At 59.3% G+C, this 20,586-nt stretch carries 19 protein-coding genes and 3 pseudogenes; 13 read left to right on the top strand and 9 right to left on the bottom strand.

The window, feature by feature from the left end; all coding sequences use genetic code 11:
• On the top strand, positions 1-112 hold a 112-nt coding region (locus AC1DKH_RS18425; protein WP_477798863.1), incomplete at its 5' end, for an integrase core domain-containing protein.
• A 47-nt stretch (positions 113-159) separates the two neighbouring features.
• On the opposite strand, the pseudogene AC1DKH_RS18420 reads toward AC1DKH_RS18425, so the two are convergent.
• A pseudogene (locus AC1DKH_RS18420) lies at positions 160-267 on the bottom strand (transcriptional regulator); the annotation flags it as partial.
• A gap of 194 nt (positions 268-461) precedes the next feature.
• Here AC1DKH_RS18420 and AC1DKH_RS18415 point away from each other — a divergent pair.
• Entirely contained in the window at positions 462-671 is a 210-nt protein-coding gene (locus tag AC1DKH_RS18415; protein WP_477798860.1) for a hypothetical protein, read from the top strand.
• A 474-nt stretch (positions 672-1,145) separates the two neighbouring features.
• Here the strand turns inward: AC1DKH_RS18415 and AC1DKH_RS18410 are convergent, their stop codons facing one another.
• Positions 1,146-1,535, bottom strand: a complete 390-nt coding sequence (locus AC1DKH_RS18410) for a MerR family transcriptional regulator (protein ID WP_110625627.1) — start codon at positions 1,533-1,535, stop codon at positions 1,146-1,148.
• A gap of 74 nt (positions 1,536-1,609) precedes the next feature.
• Here AC1DKH_RS18410 and AC1DKH_RS18405 point away from each other — a divergent pair, with 74 nt between their 5' ends.
• The 8 genes and pseudogenes from AC1DKH_RS18405 to AC1DKH_RS18370 all read left to right on the top strand — a co-directional run.
• On the top strand, positions 1,610-2,680 hold the full coding sequence (locus tag AC1DKH_RS18405; protein WP_477764384.1) for an SDR family oxidoreductase: 1,071 nt from the start codon (positions 1,610-1,612) through the stop codon (positions 2,678-2,680).
• Positions 2,681-2,685: 5 nt separating this feature from the next.
• Positions 2,686-3,432, top strand: a complete 747-nt coding sequence (locus AC1DKH_RS18400; RefSeq protein ID WP_477798862.1) for an EamA family transporter — start codon at positions 2,686-2,688, stop codon at positions 3,430-3,432.
• Between the two features lie 327 nt (positions 3,433-3,759).
• Positions 3,760-4,161, top strand: coding sequence for a GFA family protein (locus tag AC1DKH_RS18395; protein ID WP_477798859.1), 402 nt, complete (start codon positions 3,760-3,762; stop codon positions 4,159-4,161).
• A gap of 150 nt (positions 4,162-4,311) precedes the next feature.
• Positions 4,312-5,247 (top strand): LysR family transcriptional regulator, encoded by a 936-nt coding sequence (locus AC1DKH_RS18390; RefSeq protein WP_121102046.1) that lies wholly within the window; start codon positions 4,312-4,314, stop codon positions 5,245-5,247.
• A 168-nt stretch (positions 5,248-5,415) separates the two neighbouring features.
• The gene (gene tcuA / locus AC1DKH_RS18385; protein WP_477798858.1) at positions 5,416-6,870 is read left to right on the top strand and encodes an FAD-dependent tricarballylate dehydrogenase TcuA; all 1,455 of its coding nucleotides are present in this window, start codon (positions 5,416-5,418) and stop codon (positions 6,868-6,870) included.
• Complete coding sequence (tcuB, locus tag AC1DKH_RS18380) at positions 6,857-8,014, top strand: tricarballylate utilization 4Fe-4S protein TcuB (RefSeq protein WP_477798857.1); 1,158 nt, start codon at positions 6,857-6,859, stop codon at positions 8,012-8,014. Before tcuA ends, tcuB begins: the two co-directional genes overlap by 14 nt.
• Before the next feature lie 47 nt (positions 8,015-8,061).
• Entirely contained in the window at positions 8,062-9,363 is a 1,302-nt protein-coding gene (gene tcuC / locus AC1DKH_RS18375) for a tricarballylate/proton symporter TcuC (RefSeq protein WP_477756421.1), read from the top strand.
• Between the two features lie 497 nt (positions 9,364-9,860).
• A pseudogene (locus AC1DKH_RS18370) lies at positions 9,861-10,490 on the top strand (integrase arm-type DNA-binding domain-containing protein); the annotation flags it as partial.
• Between the two features lie 6 nt (positions 10,491-10,496).
• On the opposite strand, the pseudogene AC1DKH_RS18365 reads toward AC1DKH_RS18370, so the two are convergent.
• Positions 10,497-10,876: pseudogene (locus AC1DKH_RS18365) on the bottom strand (amidohydrolase family protein); the annotation flags it as partial.
• Positions 10,873-12,012, bottom strand: coding sequence for an FMNH2-dependent alkanesulfonate monooxygenase (gene ssuD / locus AC1DKH_RS18360; protein WP_477798856.1), 1,140 nt, complete (start codon positions 12,010-12,012; stop codon positions 10,873-10,875). The pseudogene AC1DKH_RS18365 and the gene ssuD, both read right to left, overlap by 4 nt.
• A 637-nt stretch (positions 12,013-12,649) precedes the next feature.
• Between ssuD and msuE the strand changes: the two genes are divergently transcribed.
• The 3 genes from msuE to AC1DKH_RS18345 are packed head-to-tail and all read left to right on the top strand — an operon-like array spanning position 12,650 to position 15,523.
• Complete coding sequence (msuE, locus tag AC1DKH_RS18355; RefSeq protein ID WP_008073835.1) at positions 12,650-13,213, top strand: FMN reductase; 564 nt, start codon at positions 12,650-12,652, stop codon at positions 13,211-13,213.
• Positions 13,214-13,223: 10 nt separating this feature from the next.
• Complete coding sequence (locus AC1DKH_RS18350) at positions 13,224-14,411, top strand: acyl-CoA dehydrogenase family protein (RefSeq protein WP_223540893.1); 1,188 nt, start codon at positions 13,224-13,226, stop codon at positions 14,409-14,411.
• An 8-nt stretch (positions 14,412-14,419) separates the two neighbouring features.
• Positions 14,420-15,523: a sigma-54 interaction domain-containing protein gene (locus tag AC1DKH_RS18345; protein WP_008073833.1), complete on the top strand. Its 1,104-nt coding sequence runs from the start codon at positions 14,420-14,422 to the stop codon at positions 15,521-15,523.
• A 13-nt stretch (positions 15,524-15,536) separates the two neighbouring features.
• On the opposite strand, the gene AC1DKH_RS18340 is transcribed toward AC1DKH_RS18345, so the two are convergent.
• The 5 genes from AC1DKH_RS18340 to AC1DKH_RS18320 all read right to left on the bottom strand — a co-directional run bounded on the left by AC1DKH_RS18340 (position 15,537) and on the right by AC1DKH_RS18320 (position 20,576).
• Positions 15,537-16,307, bottom strand: coding sequence for an ABC transporter ATP-binding protein (locus tag AC1DKH_RS18340; RefSeq protein ID WP_477798855.1), 771 nt, complete (start codon positions 16,305-16,307; stop codon positions 15,537-15,539).
• A 43-nt stretch (positions 16,308-16,350) separates the two neighbouring features.
• Positions 16,351-17,676, bottom strand: coding sequence for an ABC transporter substrate-binding protein (locus AC1DKH_RS18335; protein ID WP_477798854.1), 1,326 nt, complete (start codon positions 17,674-17,676; stop codon positions 16,351-16,353).
• A 78-nt stretch (positions 17,677-17,754) separates the two neighbouring features.
• On the bottom strand, positions 17,755-18,822 hold the full coding sequence (locus AC1DKH_RS18330; protein WP_477798853.1) for a branched-chain amino acid ABC transporter permease: 1,068 nt from the start codon (positions 18,820-18,822) through the stop codon (positions 17,755-17,757).
• An 11-nt stretch (positions 18,823-18,833) separates the two neighbouring features.
• Positions 18,834-19,715, bottom strand: coding sequence for a branched-chain amino acid ABC transporter permease (locus AC1DKH_RS18325; protein ID WP_477798852.1), 882 nt, complete (start codon positions 19,713-19,715; stop codon positions 18,834-18,836).
• 69 nt (positions 19,716-19,784) lie between these two features.
• Complete coding sequence (locus AC1DKH_RS18320; protein ID WP_477798851.1) at positions 19,785-20,576, bottom strand: ABC transporter ATP-binding protein; 792 nt, start codon at positions 20,574-20,576, stop codon at positions 19,785-19,787.
• Positions 20,577-20,586 lie beyond the last annotated feature (10 nt).

The following is a 20,586-nucleotide window of genomic DNA, read 5'->3' as shown; positions in this document are numbered from 1 at the left end:
TTTTGCAGAGGCCGTCCGGATGGTGAACGAGTCGGTGCAGATCTATAACAACGAGCGGCCTCATCTGTCGCTGAAATACAAAACGCCCGATGCGGTGCATCGGGCGTTTTGAGGCTGAAACAGGTGTAAACCTATTTCAGGACTAGACACAATCCAAAATCACTTGCTCAGCCAGGACTCAACAGTCGCGGAGCCCTGTTCTGCTTTCCACTCTTTCAGCGTTTTGTGATTGCCGCCTTTGGTTTCTACCACTTCGCCGGTGTTAGGTTTTTATAGACCCTCACTTGCAGCAGATTACGAGTGCCGACGCTATAGGGTTAGGGCCGAGTGAAACGCTCCATGCTCCCCAGTGAATGCTGAGCATTCAAGGTAACTGATAAAGCCGAGTGCGCACCGTGACTCTATCTCCCACCCTCAGTTAGCCCTCCTGCTACGCTGACTTCTTTCACGGAGGAATCACGATGTCGAACGCAGACCTACTCCCTTCCCTACTCTTCAAGATCAATCAAAAACAGTTGGCTCTCGAAGCCGCCATCATGGAGCTGACGATGTGGGTCGAGCAGCGCGGCTCGGGTGAGATTGGAGGCAATGTGCGCAGCGCGCTGGCAACGATCAGCAAGAACGAGGAATTCATCAACATGACGTTAGCAGTGCTGATGACGCCGGAATGACTTCTTCCTTATAGACACAAATCGGGTAAACGTTCATTTCCCTGGAAATACGTTCTCGGCAGAAGGCCCACGGTGTCTGTGGCGGCTTCTAATCTCAACAGTTGCTGCTGCCATGACTCGCCATCTATACGACCGTCAGAGATAGGCCAATCTCGGTCATCTCTGACGTGCAGACGAGGCATCAATACCTTGGCGCCGATTGTTCCAGTCAGACAGACCACTACACGAGTCACTCTGTTTCGCCGACTCGCCCAAAGGGCGGATACCATAGCTTTTCAGGGCGGGCTAGAGGACACCGCCGGACGGATACAGATTACCGAGTTGCTGCCGCATAGATGGGCGCCCGTTTAACCACGCAAGGTCTGTTGGGCGGACGTTTGCTGTCCAGGGCCTGGCCAGAAGGCTTTAGAAAATGCATAAGGGGGCTTGAAACTTGAAGCAGGCTGCAGCTTCCGCTCTCTAGATGCTGACCGTTCAGTTGGAAGAGTTGTTCAACTGCTGAAGCTCAAGTTGTTTGGCAGCACTGGCTTCGAGGTTTGCACGCTCTTCATCCAGATACCGATAAATACTTTGGAGGTTGGCGATTTTCTGTTTGACTTCTGCCATCTTCTTTTCAATTAGCTTGGCGCCGTCAGCACAATCGATCAGCTTGTTCCGCTGCGCATCCAGAATCTCGCCTATTTCCCCCAGGGAAAACCCCATGCTTTGCGCGCGCTGGATAAAGTCCAGATCCTGCAGAGTTTGCGCTGTGTAATCGCGATAGTTGTTAGTTCGCCGCTGCGGTGAGATCAGGCCGATTTGCTCGTAGTAACGTAGCGTATGGCGGCTGGCACCGCTGCGGGCCTCGAGTTCGCCGATTTTCATGAAAACACCGCTTGACCATAGAGTTGGGTCGATAGTTTACGCTTGGTTCCTCACCTTAAACAAGGAACAGGGAAATGAGCGTGGAGTGCTTTGTCACGGGGGGTACCGGTTTCATCGGTCAACATTTGGTGGCGTACCTGAGTGCAAAAGGTCACACCATTCGGGTGTTGATGCGTCGCCCGGAGCGACTAGCTGAACTGCGGGAGCAAATCGACAATTTGGGCGGGTGCGCAACCCGGGTATTTGCCGTAGCTGGCGATCTGGAACGGGACAACCTGGGGCTGAGTCTTGCTGATCGAGAAGTGCTAAGGCACGCCAGCGTCGTATTCCACCTGGGCGCCCACTTCGCCTGGGGACTTTCAGTGGAGCAATCTCGTGCGGTGAACGTAGAAGGGGCAAAGCGCGTGGCGCTGTTGGCGGCTGAGCAAAAAAGCCGGTTAGTGATGATCGGCGGCTACATGCTGAAAAATCATGAACATCTGCAACGCATCGGGATTGATCCTCGTAATCCGGAGCTGACGAATTGGCCTGCCGTCTACCGGCATGTCGGTGGTTACGAGGCGAGCAAGCTGGAGGCGCATTTTGCGACCCTGGAGGTCATGTCCGCCAAGGGTGGGGAGATTACCGTTGTCCACCCCGCGACGGTCTGTGGCCACAGCCGCACGGGGCATATCGTTGACGGTCAGCCGCTAGTGGAGCTGATACGCAACCTTGTGCAGGGAAAGCTGACTGCAGTGCCTGGTACCGCCAAGCACTGGCTGCCACTGGTCACCGTGGATTACCTGGTTGAACTGGTGGCGGTTTGTGCTTTTGATCCTGCCATGGTGGGTCAGGAACTGCTGGCGCTTGATGACCAAACTCCCAATTTGCGAGAACTCCTGGTACAGGTGGCACAACCTTTGGGCTTAAAGTCTCCCAAGCATTACATTTCACTCCGATTGCTGAAGTTGCTACTGAGTATTCCTCCCGTCGCGCGGATTTTGAATACAAAACCCGAAGCCTTGGACTTTATCCAGACCACTCGTTTTGATACAGCGGCGGTCGAGCAATTTGCCAACAGGTATGGAATAGCCAAACCGGATATACGTCAGTCTTTGCAGCACACTGCAACGTTCGTCAACTCATATTGCATAACCAAGGGCTAAGCCCTCTGACTTCTCCCTTGGGGGCGACAAAGTCGTTAGCCCCGATTAAATGGACTCAGGCGGCTATCTGCGCGTTCCTTGGCATCTTTGTGCTGTTCCACTTCGAAACGTCCGCCTATCGACATTACGCTGCAGCAGGTGTGGTGGTGGTGCTGATGGCCAGTGCCTCGATTTCCTCGATCATTCTGGGGCGCATTTTTCTCAAGGATGCCATCACCGCGAACGCGACCGTGGGCGCCGCACTGGCTATCGCCGGGATCGCGGTGATCTTCGGCGCCGACCTGCAGCAGGGCTTTACCCTGCAAGGTGCTGCGCTAGCCTCCATGGCTGGCTGCGGCTATGGGGCGTTTTCGGTTGCCATGAAGCGGATGGGCGTGTCGGGGGGACTGCACTTCACCCGGCAATTGCTGTTCTTTGGCAGCCTGTACCTGCTGATGCCGGCCGCGGCCGATGATTTCGTGATCGGCGAGCTGTCGCCGCTGGCGATCGCCGCACTGCTGGCGCTGGCCGCGCTGCCGACCATCCTCGGCTTCTTCTGCACCACCAAGGCCATCGAGTATCTCAAGCCATCCCAAGTGCAGGCGCTGGAACTGACCGAGCCGCTGTTCGCCGCCCTGCTGGCGTTTGTGGCGCTCAATGAAGTACCGCGCGAAAGCCTGTACGCGGGAACGGCACTGATCATCGTCGGCCTGTGTTTCTCCAATGAACTAATCCGCTTGGGCAGCAAAGCATCCGTACCTTCGACCGAGTGAGCTATTTTCGGATCCTGATTACTTTAGCAACCAGTGGTTTTTAAGTGTTTTGAGCTACTGACCGCTTCTGGCCGATTCTGTTGAAAAAGTCGGTCTGACCAAACTGCCTGATCATTGACTGGTGAAGACGCCTTTTTTGCAGGCTGCTACGTGAAATCCGAGTCCGGAAGCCTCTGCCAAAAGTGAAGATTTCAATCTCGGACGCGTACTTTTCCGATGCGCAAACCATGGCCGACTTTTTCAACAGAATCGGCCAGGAGCAGTCATTCGACACTCCTCGTGCCAACGTTTAAATTGACCCGTTTAGTTACCTGGCCACCTCAAAAAATGACCGGCACTTTCCAAGGCAGCTGCCTCTGCGGCGCCGTCAGTTACGAAATCAAATCACGCCCCAAAGCGCTTTCACATTGCCATTGCAACCAATGCCGTAAAAGTCATGGGGCAGCGTTTGCCAGCTATGGCAGCGTGCTGCGAACTGACCTGCATATCATCCAGGGCGCGGAGTGCATCACGACTTACCGCTCTTGCGAATCAGCGCTTCGTCAGTTCTGCGGCCAGTGCGGGTCGTCGCTGTTCTGGTCGCAAAGCCGGGGTGAATACGCAGACTGGATATCTATAGCGCTGGGTTCGCTAGACACGACCTTTACTACCGACAAGCAGCAACATGTCGAAGTGACGTCCAAGGTGCCCTGGTATGAAATCCAGGATCAGTGGCCACAGTCTCGATGACAGCTTCGGGTCAACCGCTACCAGTCCTCGACAAAGCGCACGCGCTCAACGGTCAACCCAAACCTGCGACAATGCTGCCTCTTCGGGCTTCGTAACTTGCGTGGCAATCGTTCAGGTATTTGAATAACAAATTCGCGGGGAGCAGCCACATTGGAATTGAGACAACTGCGCTATTTCGTAAAAATCATCGAGCTTGGCAGCCTGGGGCGTGCGGCACTTGAACTGGACGTTGGTGTGTCAGCCCTCAGTCAGCAAATCTCCAAGCTGGAAAGCGAACTGTGCACCCGCCTCCTGAATCGAACCTCTACCGGCGTGACGCCCACTAGCGCCGGATTTGCGTTTTTACACCATGCCCAATTGACGCTACGCCAGGCGGAAAACGCAATCATGGCCGCCCATCGCGGGCGAATGAGCGGTTATGTCAGCGTCGGCTTACCACCGACTACCGCGACGGTGCTCGCGTTGCCGTTGATCAACGCAATGCGTGCGCGTTATCCGGACATACAACTGCATTTGGTGGAAATGCTTTCCGGCCACTTGGCGGCGCAGCTCAACGCACGGCAAATCGACTTGGCCATCCTGTTCCAGCTCGAAGGGGGTAAACGCTGGAGCGTGACTCCGCTGCTGGATGAAAAGCTGTTTGTCATTGCCTCGCCCAGTCTGCCACAAGCGCCCTCTGGTGACAGCGTGCAGTTAGCCGACCTTGGCGGCCTGCCGCTGGTGATGCCCAGCGCGCAACATGGATTGCGCTCGGCATTGATGAGCGCGTTCGAGCGGGTCGGGCTAACACCCAATGTCATTATGGAAGTCGACGGTCTCGCTGTTTTGATGAACGCCGTTCGGGCCGGTCATGCGGCGACGATACAACCGGGGGCGGCCGCTGCATTGAAAGACGGGTCCGGACTTTCACTGATCAGGATTGCCGATCCCCATGTGGGCCGACGCAATCTTCTGGCGACGCTGGCTGACGACGAACTCTCTCCGGCGGCGCTGGCAACGCGGTTGGTCATCGTCGACGTGGCGCGACAGTTGGTCGTCGACAAACAGTGGCCTGGAGCTACGTGGATAGAAGGGGTAGACGCGTAATCCTCCTTCAACCCCGGACACATAAGTCTCTCCTGACGACAAAGCCTTTAGAAAAACTAAACACCCCGCGTCAAAAGCAGCCTTTCGGCCACTCCTTCCCCACCCTATCGTTCTCCCCACTCGCAAGGAGCACTTCGTTCCCGCTTCCTTGCCAATCGAGGAGCGATAATGATCGATGTCTTAATCATAGGGGGTGGCAACGCAGCCTTGTGCGCCGCTCTGATGGCGCGAGAAGCGGGCGCCAGCGTGATGCTGCTGGAAGCCTCTCCGAAAATCTGGCGCGGTGGCAACTCCCAACACACCCGTAATCTGCGGTGCATGCACGACGAACCGCAGGACGTGCTGATCGATGCCTATCCGGAAGAAGAATACTGGCAAGACCTGTTGAAGGTCACCGGTGGCCTCACGGATGAAAAGCTTGCACGCATTGCAATTCGGGCATCGTCTTCTTGCCGCGATTGGATGCGTTCACACGGCGTGCATTTTCAGCCACCGCTGTCCGGCGCGCTGCACGTGGCGCGGACCAATGCATTTTTTATGGGCGGCGGCAAAGCGCTGGTCAATGCGTATTTCCGCAGCGCCGAGCGCCTGGGTGTAAAAGTTCGCTACAACACGCAAGTGACCGACATCGAGTTGGATGAGGGGAAATTCGTCGCCGCCCATGTGGGCGAACATGAGGTCGATGGCCAGCGTTTCGCCGCAGAACGCATTGAAGCCCGGGCCTGCGTGTTGGCGGCCGGCGGCTTCGAATCCAACCGTGAATGGCTGCGCGAAGCCTGGGGTCAGAACGAGCGCGGTGAATGGCCATCGGACAATTTCCTGATCCGGGGCACCCGATTCAACACCGGCATTTTGCTACGGCGCATGCTCGACCTTGGCGCAGATGTGATCGGCGATCCGACGCAAGCACACATGGTCGCGATTGATGCCCGCGCGCCGCTCTACGACGGCGGCATCTGCACCCGAATCGACTGCGTATCGCTGGGAGTGGTGGTCAATCGTGATGGCGAACGCTTCTACGACGAAGGTGAGGATTTCTGGCCAAAACGTTATGCGATCTGGGGACGTCTGGTGGCCGGACAACCCGGTCAGCAGGCGTATTCGATCATCGATCAACAAGCCATCGGCCGCTTCATGCCGCCGGTCTTTCCCGGCACCACCGCCAATACTCTGCAAGACCTTGCCCGCCAGTTGAAGCTTCCTCAAGAAAAATTCGTCAAGACTGTCGAGGACTACAACCGCGCCTGCCGCGTTGGCACGTTCGATCACACGGCGTTGGACGACTGCCACACCCAAGGACTGATGCCCGCCAAAACTCATTGGGCGCGGCCATTGGTGAAACCACCTTTCTACGCCTACCCGCTTAAACCGGGTGTCACGTTCACCTACCTCGGCCTCGCCACCGACGAAACTGCTGCCGTGCATTTCAACGGCAACGCGAGCCCCAACCTGTTCGTCGCGGGAGAAATGATGGCCGGCAATGTTCTGGGCAAGGGCTACACCGCCGGCATCGGCATGGCCATCGGTACCGCGTTTGGCCGCATCGCCGGTGTGCAGGCGGCCGCTTCGGTGGGCTTTGGCGTTTCATCTGCAAACACGGAGTCTCGACATGCAACTGTTTGATCCCCAAGCGTCGGGCGGGTTGATCCCGGTGTTGAATCTTGACGAAAGTGAAGTCCAGCGGCAGATGACCATCTGCAATGCCTGCCGTTATTGCGAAGGCTTTTGCGCGGTATTTCCGGCGATGACCCGGCGCCTGGAATTCACTCAGGCCGACATCCATTACCTGGCGAACTTGTGCCATAACTGCGGCGCGTGCCTGCACGCCTGTCAGTACGCCGCCCCACACGAATTCGACGTCAACATACCCAAAGCCATGGCCAAAGTGCGCCTGGATACTTACGCCGAATACGCCTGGCCGCAAGTGATGGGCAAGTTGTATCAGCGCAACGGCCTGACCCTGGCGCTGGCTTCCGGTGGGGGGCTGACCTTGTTTTTATGCCTGACCCTGATGCTCATGGGCAACCTGTTCACGGCCATTCCCGGGGGCGACTTCTACAAGATTTTCCCGCATAACACCCTGGCGCTGATGTTCGGCTCAGTGTTCGGCTTTGCGGTACTTGCCCTGACCCTGGGGGTACGGCGCTTCTGGCGCAACGTTTCACCGGTCGCAGCGCCACTGCCATTGAAAACGTCCGCTGCATTGGAGGCTACGGCCAACGTCGCGAAGCTCAAATACCTGGACGGCGGCCATGGCGAAGGCTGCAACAACGCCAACGATCAATTCACCTTGTGGCGACGCCGATTCCACCACCTCACCTTCTACGGTTTCATGCTGTGCTTCGCCGCCACCGGCGTCGCCACGCTCTTTCACTATCTGCTGAAGTGGTCGGCACCTTATCCGATCTTCAGCTTGCCGGTGATGTTGGGTATTGCCGGTGGCATCGGCCTGCTGATCGGCCCGGCGGGTCTTCTTTGGCTGAACCTGCGTCGCAACCCTGCGCACGGCGATGAGAACCAAAAACCCATGGATCGCGGCTTCATCGCGCTGCTGTTTCTGGTCAGCGCAAGCGGCCTGGCGCTACTGGCTTTGCGTGAAACCAGCGCTCTGGGCTTGACGCTGGCTATCCATCTCGGTCTGGTCATGGCGTTTTTCTTGACCATGCCCTACAGCAAATTCGCCCATGGAATATTCCGCAGCGCAGCGCTGCTCAAACACGCCATCGAGAAGCGTCAACCCAACCCGATCAACGCCGGCAGCGACTGACGGTTAAAGCACTCATTCCAAAAACAATAGTGAGCATAACGGTAGCCATGATGAAAACGACAACGGCAACAACCCGAGCAAAGGGGTCCAAATTAGGCGCCATTTTGCGGGTCACCAGCGGTAACTTTCTCGAGCAGTTCGACTTCTTTCTGTTCGGGTTCTACGCGACCTACATCTCCCAGACTTTCTTTCCAGCCACCAGCGAGTTTGCCTCGCTGATGATGACCTTCGCGGTATTCGGCTCCGGATTCCTGATGCGTCCGTTAGGCGCCATTGTGCTGGGGGCGTACATCGACAAGGTGGGCCGTCGCAAGGGACTGATCGTAACGCTGTCGATCATGGCCGCCGGTACCGTATTGATCGCCCTGGTGCCGGGCTATGCCGCCATCGGCGTGGCGGCACCGATTCTGGTGTTGTTGGGCAGGCTGCTACAGGGCTTCTCCGCCGGCGCGGAAATGGGCGGTGTTTCCGTGTACCTGGCGGAAATTTCCACCCCTGGTCACACCGGTTTCTACACCAGTTGGCAATCGGCCAGCCAACAGGTGGCGATCGTCGTCGCGGCGGCGTTGGGCTACACGATCAATGCCACGATGCAAGCCGCTGAAATCGCCGATTGGGGCTGGCGTATTCCGTTCTTCATTGGCTGCGTGATCATCCCGTTCATTTTCATTATTCGCCGCTCACTGGAAGAAACCGCTGCCTTCACTGCTCGCAGCCATCGTCCAACAACTCGCGAAGTTTTTCGCTCGATGCGTGACAACTGGCGCACCGTACTGGCGGGCGGCTTGCTGGCGTCCATGACCACCACCACGTTCTACCTGATTACGGTCTACACACCGACGTTTGGCAGGACAGTTCTGAACCTGAGCACCACCGACAGCCTGGTGGTCACACTGCTGGTCGGCATCAGCAACTTTATCTGGCTGCCTATCGGCGGCGCCCTCTCCGACCGCATTGGCCGTCGGCCACTCTTGCTGGCGATATCGTTGCTGTGCATCTTCACCGCCTATCCCGCCATGCACTGGCTGGCAGAGGCGGCGAGTTTCGAACGACTGCTCGCTGTTCTGCTGTACTTCTCATTCTTCTTTGGCATTTACAACGGCGCCATGGTCGCGGCACTGACCGAAGTCATGCCACAGAACGTGCGGGTGGTCGGGTTTTCACTGGCCTTCAGTTTGGCCACCGCGGTGTTTGGCGGTTTTACCCCGGCAATCTCGACGCTGCTTGTCCAGGCCACGGGCGACAAGGCATCACCTGCCTACTGGCTGATGTTCGCGGCGGTGTGCGGGTTCACGGCGACGACGATTCTGTATCGTCGGCAAAAAGCTTTGGCAGTCAGAACCGTTTAGTTCCTCGATCGCCGACGCTTACCACGCGTCGATCCACGGCGGGAACCGAATTAATTTCGGCCGGTAACGTAAGGCAGAAACCGGCCAATAGCACCGTTAACATGCGACAGGGATTATCCCAAAAACAGTCGTCAATTCACTCATAAAGCAGGGACCATAGCCCTCCCCCAGGACACATTCCGGCCTTGATATCTGCTGAAGATTCCACCCAGAGCCAGTCGTTTTGCAGGGGTAAAAACCAAAAAAATAAAAGGGGTCGCGAGATAAAATCTCGCAACCCCTTGAATTATATGGTCGGGACGGAGTGATTCGAACACTCGACCCCTAGCACCCCATCTCCTTTTTCATATTTCTTGAAAGATCCAAAAATTTTACTCTGGATTTTTCCAAGCCAGTATTTGCTTGAGCTCCAGCGGTGTTCTGCTCCACGAGAGTCCAGTAACGTCCATCAAGAGCCGACGTTTTTGTGGGGGGGAAAAGTAGGGGGAGTCCATTTCATGGCCAAAATTACCATCAAAGAACTCGAGTCGCTGACCTCCAATGATGCCGGCCGAATCCTCCGGGAGGATGGCAATCTCGCCGGTCGAATCTCCGTGCGTAAGGACGGTGTGTCGGTCAGCTTTTTCTATCGGTATCGCTGGGGCGAGCAGAACAAAGAGTACGCCTGCGGAACCTGGCCGCGCAAATCCCCGACGGACATCCGTAAGGCGCGTAACCAGGCCAGGGCGCTCATTGATGAGCAGATCAATCCCAACGAACACAAGAAAACCGCCAAGGCACAGGCATACGCCGCGGCTAACGTAGAGGCCGAACAAGTAAAAACGACGAAGGTGCAAACACTGACGGTCCAGGATCTGGCCAAGGCCTGGTTGCTGGATGGCGTGACGCGCAAAGACAGCAATGCCGAGTTGCAGCGCCGTTTTAACAAGGACCTATACCCGGCCCTCGGCAAAACGGCGGTGAGCAGTGTGTCGGAACACGATGTTCGGGCGCTGATCCGCACCGTGGTCAACCGCGGCGCTCACCGGCAAGCCATCAGTTTCTTCGCCGACCTCACCCAGATGTTCAGCTGGGCCAGAAAGCGCCAACCTTGGCGGGCCTTATTGGTCGAGGGCGACCAGGCCGATGCCGACCAGGCCGATGCCGACCAGGCCGAGTTGATCGATCGCCCGGTCGATTTCGGCAATGGAGCCATCGACGCCTTGCAGCGTCGGGTCAATGCCGGCGATGCCCAGCAACTCCTGATGGGGATGGGTGATTGCGTGGATAAGATCATTCGGCAGGTGCTGGCCGGGGGTGTGTCGCCCCACCACCACCGCCTGGCTCAAACCGGCTTCACGCACTTCGGCAATAAAGCCTTCTGGCGTCAGTGAGCGGCGAAATGCTCGTCGCTGCCGCGAGTGCCAACGCGGCGGTTGAGCCAGCGCGCGGTAGCGTATCCCGCCGAGCCGGGATTGGCGCCAAAGAAGTCGTGCAGGTAGGCCGGCCGGCAGCGCATGTCGATCACTTTCATACTGCGGTTTCCTCTTGTTTGGCCTTGGCCCGTACATCAAAGGCTCCGCCCGTGAGTACTTCATTGACGGTCACTGCCTGCTTGCCGGGCAGCAACGGGAACACCAGTTCGGCGAAGCGGTAGGCCTCTTCCAGGTGCGGATAACCCGAGAGCACGAAGCTATCGACACCCAGGTCGACGTATTCCTGCAGCCGGGCGGCGACGGTCTGCGGGTCACCGACCAAGGCAGTGCCGGCACCGCCGCGCACCAGGCCGACACCGGCCCACAGATTGGGGCTGACTTCCAGCTGGTCGCGACGGCCCCCGTGCAGCGCCGCCATGCGACGCTGGCCTTCGGAGTCCATGGTTGCGTAGTTGGCCTGGGCCTGGGCGATGATCTCGTCGTCCAGGTACTGGATCAGTTCGTTGGCAGCAGCCCAGGCCTGCTCGTTGGTTTCACGCACGATCACATGCAAACGCACGCCAAAACGTACCGTGCGGCCATGCTTGGCGGCGCAGGCACGTACATCGGCGATCTTCTCGCCCACCGCCGCTGGTGGCTCGCCCCAGGTCAGGTAGGTGTCCACGTGTTTGGCGGCCAGTTCGTGGGCGGCCGGCGAGGACCCGCCAAAGTACAGCGGCGGATAGGGCTTCTGCACCGATGGGAAGAAGTTCTGCGCCCGCTTCACCTTGATGTGCTTGCCCTCGAAGTCGACCGTTTCCCCCTGCAACACTCGGCGCCAGACAGTGAGAAACTCATCGGCGGCCTCGTAGCGCTCATCGTGCTTGAGGTACACGCCCTCGGCGGCCAGTTCGGACGCATCACCACCGGGCACCACGTTGAGCAGCAGACGCCCACCCAGGGCTTCGTCCAGGCTGGCGGCTTGGCGGGCCGTCACGGTCGGGCTGCTGACTGACGTGCGCAAGGCCACCAGCAATTTGATCCGGCTAGTCACCGGCACCAGGCTGGCGGCGGTGACCCAGGGGTCAAGGCAGCTGCTGCCGGTGGGAATCAACAGGCCATCGTAGCCGAGGCTTTCCGCAGCCACGGCGATCTGCCGCATGTACTGGTTGGTGGCCGGGCGGCCGGACTCGGACTTACCCAGGTAGCGGGTGTCACCGGAGGTGGGGAGAAACCAGAAAATATCCAAACTCATGGTACAGGCCTCAGGAAGTAATACAGGGCTGGATCACCAGGCGCACGACACATCGGCCGGCAGATGTAGAAAACGAGCACTATGTGGCGCTCTGATCAGCACTGTTGCTGGAGAGTCAGGTGCCTGAGCAAGAGGCATACCAGAAGCTCTGAAGCCCTGCGTCGCGGGCCTGCAGGCACCGTACCCAACTATCTGAGCGGCGACGGTGGAAGGTGAATGCCGTACGCTTGGGTCGACCGCACTGTTGCCCGCCCAACAGTGATGCTGAGCCGCTATTGGCTGAGCAACACTTGGCCGCTGCTAGGGGCGCTCCCCGCTGATATCGGCCTGCCAAGGCCAGCCAAAGGCGACTCACCCGGCACTGGCGGCCAGACAAAGCCTTAAGCTAATAACCAAAAAGTATTTATTTTATTATTTTTAGATCATTTACATTCAATTCATGGATGCCGCAGTGTTTCCCGGTAAACAGCAGCGTCATTGTTGCTCAGGCAACAGTCGCTTAACAGTTAGCTGCCCGGGCAACAGCAGCCGAGATAACAAGTTAATCCATCTTATTGTTTTTAATAATTATTTTAACCTTGGAACAACTCTTGCTCTGATGCCTGCACATCCCGCAACTCGAACAGGAACAGACCCCATGAGCACCCCACTTAAAGTCGTCGCCGTTTCCGGTGGAACCTATCGTCCGTCGCGCACCCTGGTGCTGGTCCAGGCCATCGTTGCCGAGCTGAGCCAATACCTGCCAATCGAAAGCCGCATCATCGAACTGGGCGACATTGTCCGCCCGCTGGGCAGCGCCATGTCCCGTCAGGAGCTGCCGGAAACCGTTGAGTACGAGTTGAGTGCGATTGAGTCGGCGGACCTGCTGGTGGTGGCCGCCCCCGTCTACCGTGGCGCCTACCCGGGCCAGTTCAAGCACCTGTTCGACCTGATTGGCCAGGACGCATTGATCGACACCCCGGTGTTGCTGGCCGCCACCGGTGGCAGCGACCGGCATGCGCTGGTAATCGATCATCAGTTGCGCCCGCTGTTCAGCTTCTTCCAGTCGGTGACCCTACCCCTTGGCGTGTATGCCTCGGAGGCCGATTTCACGAATTACCAGATCAGCAGCGAAGCGCTGAAAACACGCATCCGCCTGGCAGTCGAACGAGCCGCACCGCTGTTCACCGCCAATGCCGCCGACTTGCGGAAAACAGCCTGAGGAACAGCCTGTGACTGCTATCCATACATCCAGACTTGAAACCCCGCTGCAGATCGCCCGGACGCTCGCCGCCGAGTTTTCCCGAACCGCCGCCGAACGCGACCATCTGGGCGGCACGCCGAAAGCCGAGCGCGACGAGTTGCGCCGCTGCGGTCTGCTGGCGATGAAAATTGACCAGCAATACGGTGGCCTTGGCGCCAGCTGGAGCGACACCCTGGAAGTGGTGCGCGAGTTCGCCAGGGTCGACAGCTCGATCGCCCATGTGTTCGGCTTCCAGCACTTGATGCTGGCCACGGTACGGCTGTTTTCCCGGCCCGAACAGTGGCAGCCCTGGTTCGAACAGACCGCGCGCAACAACTGGTTCTGGGGTAATGCTCTTAACCCGCTGGACACCCGCACCCTGTCGAAAAAATTTGCCGGCTATCGCGAATTTTCCGGGCGCAAGAGTTTCTGCTCCGGCTCCGCCGATTCGGAAATGCTGATTGCCTCGGCGCTGGATGAATCCACCAGCGGCAAGCTGTTGATCGCCGCCATTCCCAGCCATCGCACCGGCATCACCTTGCACGGCGACTGGGACAACATCGGCCAACGGCAGACCGACAGCGGCAGCGCCACCTTCGAACGGGTGCGCGTGGAAGAGAATGAACTGCTGCTGGATCCCGGCCCGCTGAGCACGCCCTTTGCCTGCCTGCGCCCGCTGATCGCCCAACTGACCTTCGTCAATATCTTCCTCGGCATTGCCGAGGGCGCGTTCGAAGAGGCCCGCAATTACACCCTCAAGGAAACGCGCCCCTGGTTCAAGGCCAACGTCAGCCAGGCCAATCAGGACCCCTATGTCCTGCGCCACTATGGCGAATTCTGGGTCGGGCTGGAAAGCGTGCGCCTGCTCACTGAACGCGCCAACGCCCTGCTCGACCAAGCCTGGAGCAAGGAGCACCGGCTCGGCGCCGAGGAGCGTGGCCAACTGGCCTTGGCCATTGCCACCGCCAAGGTCGCCGCCACCCGCACCGGCCTGGACCTGACCAGCAGCCTGTTTGAAGTGACCGGCGCCCGCGCCACCCATGCCGCGCTGCGCCTTGATCGTCACTGGCGCAACCTGCGTACCCAGACCCTGCACGACCCCGTGGACTACAAGCTCCATGAACTGGGTGACTGGGCGCTCAACACGACGCTGCCCACTCCGTCCTTTTACTCATAGGCCCGACCATGCAACTACTCACGCTGCCGCCCTCACCAGCCCTGGCCACCTCGATACGCGCCACTGCGCAAGTCTTCGAAGACCCGAAATCACAGGCGCTGCTGGCGCACCTGCAACAGGTCGCGCCCAGTGACGCCAGCGTGTTGATCATCGGCGAAACCGGGACCGGCAAGGAACTGGTGGCCCGTCATCTGCACAACCTCAGCGCCCGTCGCAACAAGCCGTTTATCGCGGTCAACTGCGGCGCGTTTTCCGAAAGTCTGGTGGAGGCCGAACTGTTCGGCCACGAAAAAGGCGCCTTCACCGGCGCCCTGAGCGCCAAGGCCGGCTGGTTCGAGGAAGCCAACGGCGGCACGTTGTTCCTCGACGAGATCGGCGACTTGCCGATGCCGATCCAGGTCAAGTTGCTGCGGGTGCTGCAGGAGCGTGAAGTGGTTCGCCTGGGTTCACGCAAAAGCATCCCCATCGATGTACGGGTGCTGGCTGCGACCAACGTGCAGCTGGAAAAAGCCATCAACGCCGGGCACTTTCGCGAAGACCTCTATTACCGGCTGAACGTGGTCAGCCTGGAGCTCAGCCCGCTGCGCGAGCGACCGGGCGACATCCTGCCGCTGATCCGCCACTTCATCGCCGAGTACAGTCGTCGGCTGGGTTATGGCGAAGTGGTGCTGGATACCGAAGCCGAACAGAAGCTGGTGAATTACTCATGGCCGGGCAATATTCGCGAGCTGGAAAACGTCATTCACCACACCCTGTTGATCTGCCGTAACAATCTGATCCGTGTTCAGGACCTGCACCTGTCCAACCTGCGTATCGAACGCCAGGACGCCAGCAATACCGTCCAGGACGACAGTGCCGACGCCCTGTTGCAGCAAGCCTTCCAGAAGCTGTTCGAGGAAGAAAGCGGCGCCCTCCACGAGCGGGTCGAGGAAGCGCTGCTGCGCGCGGCCTATCGCTTCAGCCACTACAACCAGGTACACACCGCCAGCCTGCTGGGGCTGAGTCGCAACATCACCCGCGCGATGCTGATCAAGGTCGGTGAACTGGTGGTGAACAAACGCCGCCCGGCACAAGACGCCCGGACGGTCAAAGTGGTCAACCTGTCGATCTGACTGGTGCTTGCGGTCAAGCAGCAGCTCCTTTACCTGCTGTCCCGCCCCCCAGATAGAAGTCCTGAATATCACTGCGCGCGGCCAACTGCCCGGTCGTGCCTTCGCTGACGACCCGGCCGCTTTCCAGCACGTAGCCGTACTGGGCGTAACGCAGAGCCAGGTTGATGTTCTGCTCGGCAATCAGGAAGCTCACACCGTCGCGCCGATTGAGCTGATGGATGATCTCGAAGATTTCTTCGACGATCTGAGGTGCCAGGCCCATCGAAGGTTCGTCCAGCAACACCAGCTGTGGCCGGGCCATCAGCGCCCGCCCGAGCGCAACCATCTGCTGTTCACCGCCGGAGGTGTAGCCGGCCAGGCTTTTGCGCCGCAGCTTGAGGCGCGGAAACTGGCTGTAGATACGCTCCAGATCGGCCTTCAGTTGCCCGCGGGACACCTGACGCGCAAAGGCACCCGTCAGCAGGTTTTCCTCCACTGTCAGTTGGGCAAAGCAATGCCGGCCTTCCAGTACCTGCACCAGGCCGCTGGCCACCAGGCTATGGGGCGTGCTGCGGGTGACATCCTCGCCTCGATAAATAATCCGCCCCTGCACCACCTCGCCCCGCTCGGCCCTCACCAGATTGGAGGCGGCCTTCAAGGTGGTGCTTTTGCCAGCACCGTTGGCCCCCAGCAACACCACGATCTGTCCTTGCGGCACCGCCAGGGATACCCCGCGCACGGCGAGGATTGCCTGTTCGTACAGGACTTCAATCGCATCGATCTGCAAGATCGGTACTTGGTTCATGTTGCTCTCCCCCAAAAAACCGGGACGCCTCCCGCTTCACATCTCAGCTGTCCTGACTGCAATCGCGCGGTGTGATGCCCTTTTCCCTGGCGTACTGGTGCGACGAGGCTTCGATGATCGGCCTGAGCAAGGCACGGTCGGCCTGCACCCAGTCACTGATCAGTTTCCACTGGCTGCCATCCCACCGCTGGAAGCGCACCGCACCGCCCCCTTCATGGTCCGAGCACGACAGCTGCAAGGGTTGCACCAGGCCCAGTGCACCTAGCTCCTTGAGGCGGGCATCGTCCAGCTTGAGGTGCTCGAAGCCCCAGCGCACCTGCTCGCCGGTGAGCGGCTGCTTGCCGAATTTTTCCTGGGCAATGCGCACGGCTTCAACGTTGAGAATGCCGTTCACCACCCCCAGGTTGTAATACACGGTGCCAAAGCGTTTCGGATCGGCCAGGTCACCATTGCCCTTGGCCACCACCTGCTGCTGGATGCCTTGCAAGACCGGGAAATCGGTGCCCGAGGGGTGCGTGGTGATCGCAATAAAGCCTTTGGCGGCGGCACCGGCCGGGGCGGCATCGTCCTCGGAATTGCTCCAGATGTTGCCGATGATGTGATCCGCCGGGAAGCCGACTTTCTGCGCGGTTTTCAACGCCACCGGGTTCATCACGCCCCAGCCGCGCAGAATCACCCAGTCGGGTTTTTCGCGGCGAATGTTGAGCCATTGCGACTGCTGCTCGTTACCCGGATGGGGCACTTCCAGCAGGGTCAGCTTGAACCCGTACTTGTCGGCCAGGGTCTGCAACACCTCATTGGTTTCCTTGCCGTAGGGCGAGCCGTGATACAGGGTGACGATCTTCTTGCCCTTGAGCTGGTCCAGCCCCCCGGCCTGCTGGCCGATGTAGTTGATGATCGCCGAGACTTCGGAGTACGGGTTCAGCTGCAAGGGGAAGGCGTAGGGGAAAACGCTGCCGTCAGTGGAGTCGGTGCGGCCGTGGTTGATGGTGATCAGCGGCAGTTTGTCCGCGGTCGAGCGCTCAAGGGTGGCATAGGCGATGCCCACCGACAGCGGGTTAGTGGCGGCAGCCGGCGCACCATTGAGGCCTTTTTTCAGACGCTCGTAGCACTCCACGCCCTTCTCGACCACATACTCGGTTTCGCACTCGCTCCAGGTCAGCTTGACGCCGTTGACCCCGCCATTGGCATTGACGTACTTGAGGTAGTCGATAAAACCACCAAAAAACCCGGTACCACCGGCGGCATAAGGACCGACCCGATAGCTCTGCAGCGGGAAGTACTGTTCGTTATCCGCCTGCGCGGTCAATGTGGCAGTGCTCAGGCTGACGGCCAGGGCGAGGCTACTTAGTAGAGATCGTTTCAACATCAATGTTTTCCTTATCAAGTAATCAAGTGAAGGATCAACCAAAGGGATTCAGAGCAACCGGCACTTACGCCGAGTCGCTTAGTAGCGCAGCGGCCACAACCGAGCGCGCTCGCGGAACTTCTGCCAGAGGCGCGCCAGGCCCTCCGGCTCCTTGATCAGGAACACAATGATCAGGGCGCCAAATGCCATCTTCTGCAGGTTTTCTATCTGTCCGGCATCGATCAGCCCGGCCGGCAACAAGGCCACCAGGTTCGACAGCAGCACCGGAAACAACACGATGAACGCCGCGCCCAGGAAGTTGCCGAGGATGCTGCCCAGGCCGCCGATAATGATGATGAAGAGGATCTGGAAAGATCGATTCAGGTCAAAACCGTGGGGCTCCACGGTCCCCAGGTAGGTGAAGGCCCAAAGCGCCCCGGCCACCCCGAGAAAGAACCCACTGATGGCAAACGCCAGCAGCTTTGTCTTGAACAACGCAATGCCCATCACCGCAGCGGCGGTGTCCATGTCACGCACCGCCATCCAGTTACGCCCCAGCTCGCTGCGCACCAGGTTCTTGCCCAGCCAGAACAACGCCACCACCACGCCCAGGGTCAGCAGGTAACGCCCCACCGGCGAGTTCAGATCCACACCAAGAATCTCCAGGTGCGGTGCGCTGATCACTCCCGAAGCGCTGTTATTGGAGAACCAACTGAAGCGGGTCAGCGCCCAGGTCACAAAAAACTGCGCGGCGAGGGTCGACACCAGCAGATAGAAACCCTTGATCCGCAGGCTGGGCAGACCGAACAGCACCGCCACCAGCGCTGCCACTCCCCCGCCCAGGGCCATGCTGAGCAACAACGGCGAGCCCGGCACCCGCAGCTCAACGTTGTAAGTGGCAAAGGCGCCCACCGCCATGAAGGCCGCCGAGCCCAGCGACAACTGCCCGGCATAGCCGGTCAGCAGGTTCAGCCCCAGCCCGGCCAGTGACAGAACCAGAAACGGAATCAGAATGGCGCTGAACCAATAGTCGTTACCCAGATACGGCACACCGACAAAGGCCAACAGCAGCAAGGCAACCAAGCCATAACGGTCCTGGCGCAGGCAAAATACCCGGCGGTCCTGGGCATAGCGAGTACTGAACTGACCGGCTTCCTGATAAAACATCACGCCTCTCCTTAAACCCGCTCGATTGCGCGTTCGCCAAATAACCCGGCCGGCCGCACCAGCAGGAACAGCAACGCCAGCACATAGGGAAACCAGTTCTCGATACCGCCACCGATGACGGGGCCCAGGTACACCTCGGCCAGCTTCTCCGAGGCGCCGATGATCAACCCGCCGACAATCGCTCCACTGATCGAGGTAAAGCCGCCGATGATCAGCACCGGCAAGGCCTTGAGCACCACCAGCGACAGCGAAAACTGCACCCCCAGCCGAGCGCCCCAGAGCAGGCCGGCCACCAGACCGACAAACCCGGCCACCGCCCACACCAACACCCAGACCCGTTGCAGACGGATGCCCACGGCCAACGCCGCCAGCGGGTCATCGGCCACGGCACGCAACGACAAACCGATACGGGTTTTGTTAAACAGCAGCGAAAGCGCCAACACCAGCAACGCGGCAGTCACGGCAGCAAAAATGTCGAACGGCGACAGCAGCATGCCGCCCAGTTCCAGGGGCTCGTCACTGATGCCCAGTTCCAGGCCATGTACCTGGGCGCCCCACATCGCTTGGGCGAACCCTTCGATCACGTAGGACAAGCCGAGGGTCGCCATGAACAAGGTGATCGGTGAACGGTTGACCAGCGGGCGCAACACCACCCGCTCCACCGCCACCGCCAGCAGCACCATCGCCGCCAGGCTGATGACAAACGCCAGCCAAAACGCCACCCCGCGCTCCAGCAGGCTGACAAAGGTCAGCGCCGAAAACAGCACCATCGCGCCCTGGGCGAAGTTGAAGACGCCGGACGCCTTGTAGATCAGAACAAAACCAATGGCCACCAGGGCGTACATCACCCCGGCCAACAGCCCGCCGATCAGCACCTCGAAGAAAAATTCCATGAGCCTTCCTGTTTTGCGGGCAAAGAGTCCCCTGCCACCCGATAGCTGGCGGCGCTGTCGACTCGGGGGTTAGTGGCGCGTGCCGAGATAGGCGGCAATCACCTCGGGATTTTGCCGCACCTCATCGGGCGGGCCGTCGCCGATCTTGAGGCCGTAGTCGAGCACCACAACGTGATCGCTAATGCCCATGACCACGCCAATGTCGTGCTCGATCAACACCACGGTGGTACCCAGCTCACGGTTGATGTCGACGATGAACCGGCTCATCTGCTGCTTCTCTTCGGCGTTCATCCCGGCCATCGGTTCGTCCAGCAACAGCAAGCGCGGTTCGGAGGCCAGGGCACGGGCCAGTTCCACCCGTTTCTGCAAGCCATAGGGCAGCTTGCCGACAAGGGTGTCGCGCCACTGTTGGATGTGCAGAAAGTCGATGACCCGTTCGGCCGCCTCCCGCTGGCGGTCGTCTTCGCCCGCAGCGCGGCCGATGCGCAGGGCCTGCTCGATCCAGTTGCTGCGACGCTTGAGGGTGCGTCCGGTGAGCACGTTGTCGAGCACACTCATGCCTTTGAACAAGGCGATGTTCTGAAAGGTGCGGGCAATGCCGCGCACCGCCATATCATGCGGGCGCATGCGCCGGTGCTCTTCTCCGGCAAAGCGGATGCGTCCCTGCTGGGCCTGGTACACGCCGTTGATCACATTCAGCAGTGAGCTTTTTCCCGCACCGTTGGGGCCGATCAAGGCGCAAATCTCCCCGGCTGCCACGGCAAAGCTGATGTCGGTCACCGCCTTGACGCCCTTGAAGGACAAACCAATGTTTTCCAGCACCAGCAGATGTTCAACCTTTGTCGCCTGTGTCTGTGCCATGAATCATGTC

It is taken from the genome of Pseudomonas sp. 05L36, assembly GCF_056398125.1.
Note: the sequence above shows the minus strand (reverse complement) of the source record. Positions and strands in the feature narration are given on the sequence as shown.